The following is a 12,299-nucleotide window of genomic DNA, read 5'->3' on the forward strand; positions in this document are numbered from 1 at the left end:
GCGCCACTGGGTTGCTTTTCCGACGGCCGGTCTCCTGGCTTGCGGCTCACTGCGTCAAACACCCCTTCCCGGCCATTCCGGCCAGTGGTCATCGTGCAGACGCTTACCGCTCACAGTTGCGGGGGCAGCTCCGGTTTAAGGCCGCATGGGCCGCACCGGATTCCCGTTTCATCCGGATCGGGCAAAGCCCTTTCCGGAACCGTCATTGCCTTCCTATCCACATATTGCAAAGGAAACAAGCAGGGTCCCGCCCCGCAGGCGCTTTTCCCGCGCTCGCCAAAGGCCTTCCGGCGTTCCCGGACCGCCGGTTTTCCAACCCACCTGCTCCGGTTAGCTTTCTGAAAAATATACCGGTTTCCACATGCCGGATAAAAAAGTGAGGGCTTGATGAAAAAAACAGCGCCGGGGGCTTGGCAAACGGATCACGCCTTTGATATACGCATCTCCATCGACGGGGCGGCTTACAGCCTGTCCTGTACGTGGTGTTCCCCAGTAGCTCAGTTGGTAGAGCAAGCGACTGTTAATCGCTGGGTCGCTGGTTCGAGTCCGGCCTGGGGAGCCATCACCACCTTGAATTTCCAGATATCGCTGACTGCAATCCGTCATGACGGCTGCCATTTTCGAATGTGACCAGCTTTGCAATTCGAGTCGTTACGCTCTTCAAGAATTGAAATGACCGTCCGGGCGCTCAAGCTCCGGTTTTCGGCCTTCTCGTCTTATAGTCCTTGCCTGGTGAGCTTCCCATGCTCCGTGTCTCAGTCGCCACCTACCTGCTGCTATCGTGGCGGAGAGCAAGCCGCCGGTAAGGGCCGCAATAATTTTATTGCATTCTCCAGTTTGCGGCCCCTAGAGACAGTTAAATTTTCTTGCTCATCTGGACGCAATTGCTGGCGAGGCCGACGAGTTCATTCGCATCCCAAATTGCCTGTTTCCAATCCATCTTTTCGTAGTAGCCAACGGCTCCCGGTGCGGCATTCACACGTAGCGTCTCTACGCCATGCTTCTTTGCCTCAGCTTCGATCATGGCATTCAATTGTCTGCCGTGCCCGTTTCCTTGCTCGGTCGCGGCAATGGCAACCAGTCTGACGACTGCAACACTGCCCTTGTAGTCGATACGGACAACACCAAACGCCCGGTCGTCCAAATCCAGCAAATAGGGGATGTTTCCGTCTTTCCGATCTTCAGGATGGTTCTCGTTGTACTCAACCGAGTGGCGACCGGGCGCGAAGAGCACGGTGCGTCTGATGTCATGTAAACGAGACCAGTCTTTCTCTGATGCGACTGCGTGGAATTTGTAATTCAATTGATTGACCTTCTCTCAATAGGCAAAAATTCTTCGCGATCATGCCCCCATTGCGCCTCGTCATGATGCTGGCGCCGATGCAGTATTTTGTGGCTGCCAGTATCAGGGCAACAGTTTTCGAATCTGGTCAGGGGCGATTCCGCGATGCAGGTTGGCAATTGTGCCTGGCGCTTGAGCATGTTCAGCCCCTTTTCTTTCCCCATGACACGATAACCGGACGATCCAGACCGTCCAGCTGCAGGATCCTGCAGGAGATACCGAAGACGCTGGAGACGGCGTCTTCCGTCAATACGTCCTGCGTCGGGCCACTTGCGGTTACCGCGCCCTGCTTGAACAGGACGACATGATCGGCATAGCGCATGGCCATGTTGAGGTCGTGCAGCACGATGACGAAGCTGCGGTTTTCCGCCCGGCTCAGGTGTCTGATCAGATCCAGCAGTTCGAAGGCATGGGCCACATCCAGGTGATTGGTCGGCTCGTCGAGAAAGATACGCGGCGCGTTCTGCGCCAGCGTCATGGCGACCCAGGCCCGCTGCAACTGGCCGCCGGAGAGCTGGGCGATTGAGCGATGCTTCAATTCGGTCATTTCGGTGATCTGCAACGCCGCGCCGCAGGCTGCGACGTCTTCCGCCGACGGGCCGGAAAAGCGGCCACGATGCGCAAAGCGCCCCATCATGACGAGGTCCTCCACCGTCAGGTCGGAGGGCGCCTGAGGCGACTGTGAGAGCATCGCCACCTGCCGCGCGAGATCCTTTGGCGACCAGTCCGCCAGGGCCCTGCCCGCGACTGAGATCTCGCCGCTTTCAACCGTGTGCAGACCGCGCATGACACGCAGCGCCGTCGACTTGCCGCTGCCGTTCGGACCACAGAAAGCAACGATCCTGTTGTCGGGCAAGTCCAGGGAAATACCGCTGAGTGCGGGCGTACCGTCATAGGCCGCCGTCACGTCGCTCAGACGCGCCATGAATTCAGGCATGATATCGCCGTCCTTTGATCAGCAGGTAGAGAAAGAGCGGAGCGCCGACCAGGGCAGTCAATGCGCCGGTGGGCAATTCCAGAGGTGGCGCGATGGTGCGGGCCAGAAGATCGGCGCTCAAAACGATGAGGCTGCCGGTCAGGGCGGTGGACAAGAGATAAAAGCTGCGGAACTGGCCGTGCATGACACGGGCGATATGGGGTGCGACCAGTCCGACAAATCCGATCGCGCCGACATGCGCCGTGGCAACTGCGGTAAGCGCAACCGCCGCCGCCAGCAGGATGAATTGCGCACGTTCGAGCGGAACGCCGGTGGTCGCGGCGCTTTCCGGATCCAGCACCAGTTGCCGCAGCACCAGTCTTTGCGATGCCAGGAAGGGTGCTGCAAGGGCAAGGCCCAGAGCCAACGTGAGGACATCGTCCCAATGGGCGGCGCCGACTGACCCGGTCAGCCATGTCAGCGCCTGGCTGGCCCTGTAGACCGGGCCGAGAATGATCAGCAGTGTCACCACCGCTTTGGCGAGCGCGGCGAGTGCTATTCCATAAAGAATGATTTTCAACGACCTGTTGCCGCCTCTGTCCGCCAGGGCCAGAGCCATAACCAACCCGCCGAACGTGCTTGCCCCCAGGATGGCCGCGAGAGGTTGCCAGTGGACGGAGACGGTCAGGTTGTTCCCCTGATCGGAGAACATCCACAAAAACAAAAGAATACCGACCGCGGCGCCGTCGGATATTCCCAGAACCGAGGGCGACGCCATCGGATTGCGGACAACACGCTGCAGCAGCGCTCCGGCCAGTGCCAAGGCCGCCCCGGCCAGAACCGCCAGAAGGACGCGCGGCAGTCGCAGCTTCCAGACGATGACTTCGTCCATTCGAGGCCCCTGCCCGATGAGTGCACTCACCACGCGCTCCGGCGGCATGAAACTGGACCCGATGCCTATCGCGGCGATGGTTACCAGGACGAGCAGCCCCAGGACGGGAGCCAGCCTGACAGCGGACGGAATGGCCGGCGTCATAGGGAGACCGCCTTCCTGCGCCGGAGCAGATGCACCAGCAGCGGCACGCCGACCAGGGCCAGAACCGCGCTTATCGGAGCTTCGCCCGGGGCAACAACGATCCGGGCAAGAATGTCGGCAACAACCGCGATCAGCGCTCCTGTCAGCATCGACAGGACAATCAGCGCCCGCGTGGAAGGAAGCGTGTCGCCCATCAGACGGCGTGCCAGATGCGGTGCGGCAAGCCCCAGAAACAGCACAGGCCCCGCCATCGCCACGGCCCCGGCAGCCAGCAACGCCGCGAAGGCGAGCGCTGCGATGCGCACAAACATAACATTCACACCGACCGTGCGGGCGCTTGCATCGTCCAGCCGCAAGGCATCCAGGGATGAAGCGAAAAAGAAGCTTCCCGCGCATCCGGCAACGAGCAGTGGCAGGCCGAGAAAAAGCAGGTTCAGCGCCCGGTCGGCGAAACTTCCCGACAACCAGAAAAGCAACGTCTCGAGCGCCGTTTCGTCAATCAGCAGAAGCGTTTGGGTAAAGGAGGCAAGCAGCGCTGCGACGGTGACACCGGCAAGCAGCGTCGTGGCCGGATTGTCCGCCCCTCTCGCGGAGACAGACAAAAGAAAGACCAGCGCCGTCGTCGCCACGGCTCCCAGCATGGCCGCGGTCCCAATACCGGCAAGACCCGAAAACCCCAGAACCGTCGCGCCGAGCGTCACGAAAAGGGCCGCACCCGCGTTCACGCCCAGAAGTCCGGGTTCAGCAAGAGGATTGCGGGTGACCGACTGCATCAGAAGACCGGAGAGACCCAGCGCGGCACCGGTGCAAACCCCTATCAGGGTTCTCGGCAGGCGCAAGGTGGTGACGATCAGCGCATCCGTTCCCTCGCCTCCGGCAAGCGCGGAAATGACCGTCGCCGGGTCAAAGAAAGTCAGCCCGGCATGCAGGCTCAAGATGCAGGCCGATAAAAGCATCAGGCATAATCCGATCACAAGCCGGGTCACGCGCGCCGCTCTCCTCTCCGATTGACAAACCAATGGGTTCGTCACATACACATTTCTGATAGTTGAGGCAAATACTCATATTTTTGGAGTCCATCTGGTGAATATCCGCCGCTTTTTTCTGCACATCTTTCCGCTTTGCGCAGCGCTGGTGACGGGTCCGGCCCTCGCCCGCGATATCACCGACGCCATGGGCACGGTCACTGTGCCCGATGCGCCCAAACGCATTGTCGTTTTGACGAATGAAGGCACGGAAGCCTTGTTGGCCCTCGGGGTCACGCCGGTCGGTGCCGCAAATTCCTGGAATGGCACCCCGTGGTGGGATCACATTTCAGAAGCAATGGAAGGCGCCGAACCGGTCGGCAAGGAAAGCGCAGTCAATCTGGAGATGATCGCGGCACTCGAACCGGATCTGATCCTTGCCAACAAACAGCGTCACGAAGAGATCTATCCGCAATTGACCGCGATAGCGCCGACGGTGGTCTCCGAGAGACTGCGTGGCAACTGGAAGGTCAATTTTCGCCTCTATGCCGAAGCCCTCGGCAGGTCCGACGAAGGGGAAGCTGCCATCGCAAACTATGACGCGGCGGTCGTCTCGCTGCGGGAGAAACTCGGCGATGCCCTGAAGGAGAAGGTTTCCGTCATCCGGTTTCTGCCCGGCCAGATCCGCATCTACCAGCTCGACAGTTTTTCAGGCGTGCTGTTGAAGGACATCGGTTTCGACCGGCCGGCCAACCAGAATGTCGAGGATTTCGCCATCCGCACCGGCAAGGAGAGCATTCCGGACATGGATGGCGACCGGATCTTCTATTTCACCTGGGACCAGGGTGACGGCAAGGGCATGGCGGCCGAAGAAGACATCCTGGCCGATCCGCTGTGGCAGTCTCTCTCCGCCGTCGAGGCGGGCAAGGTTCACCGTGTCAGCGACGCCATCTGGAATACCGCCGGCGGTATTCTGGCGGCACAACTGATGATCGAGGATCTCGCCGCGATTTACGGTGTGAAATAAGCGGCAAGCCAATGTGTTCGGGGTATCCTGCAGTTACGAGAACGCAGGGTACCTCGCAATCATTGGATACGACACCCCTGATAAACGCGGATATTCCTGCCGTTTACGGACAATAAGCCTGTTAAGATCGCCTGTTTTCGCATAAGTCTTTCCGGACGACCCACGATGATTTGGCGGACGTATGACTGTACTCATTACCGGCGGCGCCGGATATATCGGCTCGCACTGCTGCGTGGCTTTCCTGCAGGCCGGACATGACATTGTCGTCCTGGACAATCTTTCCAATTCCAACAGCGCAAGCCTTGATCGGGTTGCCGAGATCACCGGCCGAAAAGTCGCTTACGAACAGGCAGATATCCGCGACCAGGCGCGGCTGGAAGACGTCCTGAGACAGTATCGCTGTACGGCCGTGGTGCATTTCGCCGGACTGAAGGCGGTGGGCGAATCCAACGCGATGCCCCTAGCCTATTACGACAACAACGTGATCGGCACGCACCGTCTTCTTTCCGCAATGGACAGATGCGGCGTGAAACAGATGATCTTTTCGTCTTCCGCCACCGTCTACGGCGAGCCCCGATTCCTGCCGCTGACAGAGGATCACCCGACAGGCGCGGTCAATCCGTACGGTCGCACCAAGCTCGTTATCGAGGACATGCTGCGTGACGTTGCCGCCAGCGATCCGTCCTGGCGCTTCGGCATCTTGCGGTATTTCAATCCGGTCGGCGCGCATGACAGTGGCCTTATCGGCGAAAACCCTCTCGGGGTTCCCAATAATCTGATGCCGTTCATCACCCAGGTGGCCGACGGCCGTCGCGAGCGGCTTTCGGTTTACGGCAACGACTATGAGACCAGGGACGGCACCGGGGTACGCGACTACATTCATGTTGTCGATCTCGTTGAAGGGCACCTGCGCGCCCATGAGATCCTGGCCTCCGGTTCAGCGCCGTCCAACTGCTTTGCCGTCAACCTTGGAACCGGGACCGGCTATAGCGTTCTGGAGATGGTACGCGCGTTCGAGCGTGCCTCAAACAAGGAAATCCATTACGCCTTTGCCCCGCGCCGCGAAGGCGACGTCGCCGAATGTTACGCTGATACGGGGCTGGCCGAGAAGCTGCTCGGCTGGAAGGCCGAACGTGAACTGGACCACATGTGCAAGGATACATGGAACTGGGTCTGCAAGAACCCGCGCGGATATGAAACCGGCTCCGAATAGCGGAACGTCCGGTCCCGGAACCGGATTGCAGCCGAACTCCACAAGAGGTGGATCAGCCAGGGCACGTGGCGTCAAATTGAATTTAGAAATTCGCCCGAACGCATCTGCAATGCAAACGCTGCCTCGAGCGTCTTAAGGACCCCGTGAAGCCGCTTGAACGCGACACGCTGCAGGCAAAACATCTCGTTCAAACATCCTTCTTTAACCGGGAATAGCTGGCCGAGTGACATCGGACCTTCGCCGCATCGCCTGCCGATGGTTGAAAAAACGTTCATTTCCTGTAAGATGTGCCTTCCGGAAGCACGATTATTCCATCTGCTTTTTGCAGTCGGGAGCATGTGCTGAGGGAATGTTTTTTTGTTTATTTTGAAACTTTTTTCTCGATTGAACGTTTATCCAACAAGCCACAGTCAATGACCGAAAGCTTTTTTATTGACAGTCCTGACAGGGTCAGGATCTCACTTTGCGGTGATTAGTCTTGAAAACTGCCACTGAAACCACAGTTATTAACAAATAGTAACTAAAATTGTACGTAATTGTGATTTCAATTACACCCGAAAAGCAGATTGTGGTGTGATAATGTCCAAATCGTGGCAATGCAGTTGGGGTGCATTTTCACAAGGCCACGACACGATACCGGTCAAACTGCAAAAGAGTCCAAAAGGACCAGCGTAACCCCAAACTCGGTGAAAAAGGTTGTATTAGCCCTGGGAGGCGTACATGCAACGGAATAACAGAACAGGAAGTCTTGCGCTCGGTCTCATCCTCGCCCTCGTGGCGGGAAGCGCAATCGCGGCCCCTCTTCCCCAGGAAACCATCACGATTCCGGAGGATCGGCTTGCCGTGACTGTCGCCTCGGCGACACAGGAACAGGCCGACCCGCTTGAAAGCGAACTCACGATCTGGGTCGGCGAGATCGAACTGGACGGCCGAAAAACCGTCTGGGTCGAGTTGATCGATTCCTATGGCGAAGTCATTTACGATTCCGAAGTGAACACCAACGAAACGCATCTTTTACCGGACGGTCGTGCTGTTGTCGTCAGTTCGATGGATCAGGATATGCTTGTCGCCGACAAGGATGAATCCCGTCTGTCAACGGAAGCAACCCTGATGGTCACCCGCCGGGTGGTCAATGACGGAGCAGACGCCACAACGGTCGAATTGATCGAAACGCAGGACGTTTCCCTCAAGCGCGGCCCCATGCTGCAAGTGGCCGATTTCGGCGAGACAGTCTGGGACAAGATTGTATCGTTCTTCGACACTGCAAAAACACGCGTTCAGGTCGCCTGGAACTGGATTGTCGGGACCCCGAAGGCCTGATCTGGGGAATGCACCCGTCAGTTACGGAAAAAAAACCATGAATGCCACCGGTTGGTGTAAGCTCGCGCAGACTGTATTGTCTGCGCGAGAGCGTGTGCATATACAGGTGCAGGCGCGCTCGCCGGAAGAAAATTTGTTTTAATTTCATTCAATTGCGTGATCCGCCTTGCTCCCCTTCCCGTAAGCACTCCGGGAATAAAAATGGAACAAGTTCACCGTCGGACGTCCTAGGGACCAGCCGCGGGATATCAAAGGATCAGACATGCGGATTGCCGTCATCGGCTCCGGAATTTCCGGAAACAGCGCAGCTTGGGCACTCAGCCACTCTCATGACGTCGTCTTGTACGAAAAGCGAATGCGGCCCGGAGGACATAGTGCGACCGCCGATATCGACTATGACGGAACCGAGCTGAGCGTCGATACCGGTTTTATTGTCTATAACGAACTCAACTATCCCAATTTCACGGCTCTTCTCGATCATCTCGGCGTGGCGAATGAAACCAGCGATATGAGCTTCGCGCTTTCTGCCGACAATGGGGCGCTCGAATGGTCCGGTCACAATCTGAACGGGGTGTTCGCGCAACGCAAGAACCTCGTTTCGCCGAAATTCCTGCGCATGTTGCGCGATATTTTCCGCTTCAACAAACGGGCCGTTGAGGACCTGAAATCCGGATCGCTCCGCGGCCAGTCGCTCGGTGGCTATCTGGCGAAAGAGGGGTATTCACGCGGTTTCATCAACGACTACCTGCTGGCCATGGGAGCCGCCATCTGGTCGACCCCGATCGCGGAAATGCATGCCTATCCTGCGGAGAGTTTTGTTGCCTTTTTCGAGAACCACCGTCTGCTTTCCTTCGACAGACCGCGTTGGCGGACTGTTTCCGGGGGGAGCAGGCACTATGTCGACCGGCTTCTCGCCCCGCTGAAGGACCGTATACGGCTCGCGACACCGGTTGTCGAAATCCTTCGCCAGGACGGCAAGGTGATCGTTTGCGATACTTCCGGCAACAGGGACGTATTCGATCATGTCGTGCTCGCGGGCCACACTGATCAGAGCCTGGCCATGCTGGGAGATCCGAGCGACACGGAACGCGAGATCCTTGGGTCCATCCGCTACCGGCCGAATGAGGTCTACCTGCACCGGGACGAGAACCTCATGCCGAGAAGCAAAAGGGTCTGGGCGTCCTGGAATTACCTCTCCGACAGGGAAGCCGGCGAGACCCGGGACGTCACGGTCAGCTACTGGATGAACCGGCTGCAGAACATCGATCCCGGAAAGCCGGTCTTCGTCACCCTCAACCCGTTCAAGGCGCCGCGCGAAGACAGGACCTTCGCAAAATACGTTTACGATCACCCGCAGTTCGATGCGTCCGCACTGGCCGCGCAAAAGCGCCTGTCTGACATTCAGGGGATCGGCAATACCTGGTTCTGCGGGGCCTGGACCGGCAACGGATTTCACGAAGACGGTCTCAAATCCGGGCTGGCCGTCGCCAGGGCCCTTGGCGCTCGGGTACCCTGGGAAGAACCGGAAGCGCCATGCCGCTATCTGGACGCCGCCGAATGAACATGAAATCACGTTCAAACCGGTTGAGAGACAATGGCCCTGTCCCGGCCGTTGCGGCGGCCCTCTACAGTGGTTCGATCATGCACGCGCGCATGAAACCGAAGGAACACCGGTTCGCTTATTCGGTTTTTTCGCTCCTAGTCGATCTGGACCGTCTCGACGAGGCGGAACACTCAACCCGGTTGTTCTCTCTCAACCGATTCAATCTTCTCTCCTTTCACGAAAAGGACCATGGTCCGAGAGACGGGTCCGATCTGCGAAAGCATATCGAAGGTCTTCTGGACGACCAGGGTCTTGCCGCGCCGGCCCGCATCCTTCTCCTCGCCTATCCAAGGGTGCTTGGATACGGCTTCAATCCGCTTAGCGTCTATTATGCCTATGCCGCAGACGGACATCTGATCGCCCTTGTCTATGAAGTACGCAACACGTTCGGGGGCATGCATACCTATGTGGCTCCGGTCGAGCCCGGCCAGATGAGCGACGCCGGAGTGCGCCAGGAGCAAGGGAAGGAATTTCACGTCTCGCCCTTTATCAGCATGGACCAGCGGTATTACTTCCGCATGCTGCCTCCGGGCGACGTGGTCAGGGTGCGTATTTTAGAAAAAGATGCAGAGGGCCCATTGCTCTCCGCGACATTTTCCGGAGCAAAGGAACCTTTCACAAGCCGAAACATTCTCCGTCAGTGCCTGCGCATACCGTTTCTGACCTTAAAAGTTGTTTGCGCCATTCACTGGGAAGCGTTTAAAATCTGGCGCAAGCGTGTACCATTTCATTCCGGACCCAAGAATAATCACGGGTCCAAAGAACATTCCCGCCATGCGTCGCTGGCTTCGAAGATCTGACATTTCAAGAGGTTCTGCCATGAATGAGCCGATTGTCCTGACACCAGACAATTTCCGTAACACATTAAAAGGGACCTCGCGGCTTGTACGAATGGCTTCCGGCCTGGCGCTCAAGATCCGTTATGGCTCTCTGGACGTCACCTTTCCGGACGACAGAACATTCCTCATAAAAGGGACTGAAGACGGTCCGCGCGGCGTCCTTAAAATCCATGACTGGCGCTTTTTCCGAATGGTGGTCCAGGCGGGAGATGTTGGTGTCGGCGAAGCTTTCATGGCCGGATACTGGTCCTCGCCGGATGTGACGACTTTTCTGGAAGTCTTCTGTATCAATCAGGAATCGATGATGGAGGTGCTGCAAGGCCGCCCCTTCACGCGCATCCTGCTTTCGGTCCGCCACTGGCTGAACGCCAACACCAAGCGCGGCTCCAGGCGAAATATTTCCGCGCACTACGATCTCGGGAACGCTTTCTACAAGGAGTGGCTCGACCCTTCGATGACCTATTCCTCGGCGATCTACAGCAACGAGACCAACAATCTTGAACAGGCCCAGGCTGAAAAATACAGCTCCCTGATCCGCCAGACCGGCATCGAACCCGGACACAAGGTTCTTGAGATCGGCTGCGGCTGGGGTGGGTTTGCCGAACATGTCGCAAAGACCGTCGGCGCCCATGTCCGCGCTCTGACCATTTCCCGGGAACAGTTCGACTATGCGAAAGAGCGGATCTTCAAGGCGGGTCTGAGTGAAAAGGTCGATGTGGTCTTTCAGGACTACCGGGATGAACAGGGCATTTTCGATCGCATAGCCTCAATCGAGATGTTCGAGGCGGTGGGCGAGAAATACTGGCCGACCTATTTCGGCCAGTTGTCCAGATGTCTCAAACCAGGCGGCAAGGCCGGCCTTCAGGTCATCACAATTCAGGACCGGATGTTCGATGACTACCGGCGGGGAACCGATTTCATTCAGCGCTATATCTTTCCCGGCGGCATGCTGCCGCCACCCGGGAGGCTCAGCGAGATCAGCAAGTCACTTGGGCTGAATCTGACCGAGCAGACGATCTTCGGCCAGGATTACGCCCGTACGCTGCAGGAATGGCGGCAGAGCTTCCATCAGGCCTGGCCGCGGATCCGACCTCTGGGCTTCGACGACCAGTTCAAACGGCTCTGGGAGTTCTATCTGCACTATTGTGAAGCTGGATTCCGCTCAGGCAACATCGATGTTCGGCAGATGGTCTACGAGAAAGCCGCCTGACCGGTCAGTCATCAGCGCGTTTGTTTTTCCAACCGGTCGCTCTCGCCACAAACGGAAAATACCAGCTGTAGGGCAGAATGCGCAGCAATTTGAGCTGGCGGACAAAAGGCTTGGGAAAGGCGATCTCAAACTTCCGCGGATGGGCAAGTCCCTTGCGGATCTGCTCCACGGCCTCCTGCACGGAAAGCAGGTAAGGCATCGGGAACGGATTGGATTCGGTTGCCGGCGTATCGACGAAGCCCGGGCTGACAATCTGGATTCGGATGCCGGCACCGTCGAGATCGAATTTCAGAGATTCGGCCAGATTGCTCAATCCGGCCTTGGTCGCGCCGTAAGCTGCGGAGGTCGGCAGTCCACTGTATCCGGCGACGGAAGAAACGACCGCGATCTGTCCACGGCCTTGTGACTTCATCGCATCAATGGCCGGGAGCAACGTGTTTACCGTTCCCATGAGATTGACGTCGAAGCTGCTGCGGTAGTCTTCAGCCTTGCCGTTCAGCCCATCCTGCGGCAGGTAGATGCCGGCGTTGGCGATGACGAGCGCCAGGCTACCGAACTTGCGGGATATCTCCCCACAAAGATCCGATATTGGGCCGGTTTCAGTGACGTTTCCCGGAAAGGCATGAATTTCACCCGGCAAATCACCAGACATGCCGGCGAGTTCCTGAAGCGCGTCCGCCGACCGGGCGGTCACCGCGACACGCCACCCATCGCGCGCCAGGTCGATCGCCAACGCCCGTCCGATGCCGGAGCTGGCACCTGTCACCCAGGCACATCCGTCCCCGGGGGACGCGACATATGATTTTTCGAACACTCAGGTCACCTCTC

11 protein-coding genes, 1 tRNA gene and 1 riboswitch are annotated in these 12,299 nt (G+C 58.0%); of the genes, 7 read left to right on the top strand and 5 right to left on the bottom strand.

Translation table 11 applies throughout. The features are described from left to right. Positions 1-6 precede the first annotated feature (6 nt). Positions 7-219: riboswitch (cobalamin riboswitch) on the bottom strand. A 267-nt stretch (positions 220-486) separates the two neighbouring features. After that, positions 487-562 (top strand) — tRNA-Asn (locus OA90_RS13245). 294 nt (positions 563-856) lie between these two features. Here the strand turns inward: OA90_RS13245 and OA90_RS13250 are convergent. The 4 genes from OA90_RS13250 to OA90_RS13265 all read right to left on the bottom strand — a co-directional run bounded on the left by OA90_RS13250 (position 857) and on the right by OA90_RS13265 (position 4,280). Continuing rightward, positions 857-1,303 carry a GNAT family N-acetyltransferase gene (locus OA90_RS13250; RefSeq protein ID WP_068412121.1) on the bottom strand — a complete coding sequence of 149 codons (447 nt, stop codon included), beginning with the start codon at positions 1,301-1,303 and terminating at the stop codon, positions 857-859. Positions 1,304-1,484: 181 nt separating this feature from the next. Next, complete coding sequence (locus tag OA90_RS13255; protein WP_068412129.1) at positions 1,485-2,279, bottom strand: ABC transporter ATP-binding protein; 795 nt, start codon at positions 2,277-2,279, stop codon at positions 1,485-1,487. After that, on the bottom strand, positions 2,272-3,294 hold the full coding sequence (locus OA90_RS13260; protein WP_068412132.1) for an iron ABC transporter permease: 1,023 nt from the start codon (positions 3,292-3,294) through the stop codon (positions 2,272-2,274). Before OA90_RS13260 ends, OA90_RS13255 begins: the two co-directional genes overlap by 8 nt. Beyond that, positions 3,291-4,280 (bottom strand): iron ABC transporter permease, encoded by a 990-nt coding sequence (locus OA90_RS13265; RefSeq protein ID WP_068412135.1) that lies wholly within the window; start codon positions 4,278-4,280, stop codon positions 3,291-3,293. Before OA90_RS13265 ends, OA90_RS13260 begins: the two co-directional genes overlap by 4 nt. Before the next feature lie 97 nt (positions 4,281-4,377). Here OA90_RS13265 and OA90_RS13270 point away from each other — a divergent pair, with 97 nt between their 5' ends. The 6 genes from OA90_RS13270 to OA90_RS13300 all read left to right on the top strand — a co-directional run bounded on the left by OA90_RS13270 (position 4,378) and on the right by OA90_RS13300 (position 11,471). Further along, complete coding sequence (locus OA90_RS13270) at positions 4,378-5,286, top strand: iron-siderophore ABC transporter substrate-binding protein (protein WP_244274615.1); 909 nt, start codon at positions 4,378-4,380, stop codon at positions 5,284-5,286. 181 nt (positions 5,287-5,467) lie between these two features. Continuing rightward, positions 5,468-6,499, top strand: a complete 1,032-nt coding sequence (gene galE / locus OA90_RS13275) for a UDP-glucose 4-epimerase GalE (protein WP_068412141.1) — start codon at positions 5,468-5,470, stop codon at positions 6,497-6,499. A 720-nt stretch (positions 6,500-7,219) separates the two neighbouring features. Next, entirely contained in the window at positions 7,220-7,819 is a 600-nt protein-coding gene (locus tag OA90_RS13285) for a hypothetical protein (protein WP_068412147.1), read from the top strand. 262 nt (positions 7,820-8,081) lie between these two features. Further along, positions 8,082-9,380: an FAD-dependent oxidoreductase gene (locus OA90_RS13290; protein ID WP_068412153.1), complete on the top strand. Its 1,299-nt coding sequence runs from the start codon at positions 8,082-8,084 to the stop codon at positions 9,378-9,380. Between the two features lie 2 nt (positions 9,381-9,382). Further along, positions 9,383-10,222, top strand: a complete 840-nt coding sequence (locus tag OA90_RS13295) for a DUF1365 domain-containing protein (protein WP_068412384.1) — start codon at positions 9,383-9,385, stop codon at positions 10,220-10,222. 19 nt (positions 10,223-10,241) lie between these two features. After that, positions 10,242-11,471, top strand: coding sequence for a cyclopropane-fatty-acyl-phospholipid synthase family protein (locus OA90_RS13300; protein ID WP_068412158.1), 1,230 nt, complete (start codon positions 10,242-10,244; stop codon positions 11,469-11,471). A gap of 4 nt (positions 11,472-11,475) precedes the next feature. On the opposite strand, the gene OA90_RS13305 is transcribed toward OA90_RS13300, so the two are convergent. Then, a complete protein-coding gene (locus OA90_RS13305) occupies positions 11,476-12,285 on the bottom strand; it encodes an SDR family NAD(P)-dependent oxidoreductase (RefSeq protein ID WP_068412164.1) in 810 nt (269 codons plus the stop codon). Positions 12,286-12,299: the final 14 nt, after the last annotated feature.

This window comes from Labrenzia sp. OB1, from assembly GCF_001624695.1.
Lineage (GTDB): Bacteria > Pseudomonadota > Alphaproteobacteria > Rhizobiales > Stappiaceae > Roseibium.

Coding starts and splice junctions, on each gene's coding strand:
- OA90_RS13300 (WP_068412158.1), top strand. CDS start 10,242: ATGAATGAGCCGATTGTCCTGACACCAGACAATTTCCGTAACACATTA.
- OA90_RS13285 (WP_068412147.1), top strand. CDS start 7,220: ATGCAACGGAATAACAGAACAGGAAGTCTTGCGCTCGGTCTCATCCTC.
- OA90_RS13260 (WP_068412132.1), bottom strand. CDS start 3,294: ATGACGCCGGCCATTCCGTCCGCTGTCAGGCTGGCTCCCGTCCTGGGG.
- OA90_RS13290 (WP_068412153.1), top strand. CDS start 8,082: ATGCGGATTGCCGTCATCGGCTCCGGAATTTCCGGAAACAGCGCAGCT.
- OA90_RS13295 (WP_068412384.1), top strand. CDS start 9,383: ATGAAATCACGTTCAAACCGGTTGAGAGACAATGGCCCTGTCCCGGCC.
- OA90_RS13255 (WP_068412129.1), bottom strand. CDS start 2,279: ATGCCTGAATTCATGGCGCGTCTGAGCGACGTGACGGCGGCCTATGAC.
- galE (WP_068412141.1), top strand. CDS start 5,468: ATGACTGTACTCATTACCGGCGGCGCCGGATATATCGGCTCGCACTGC.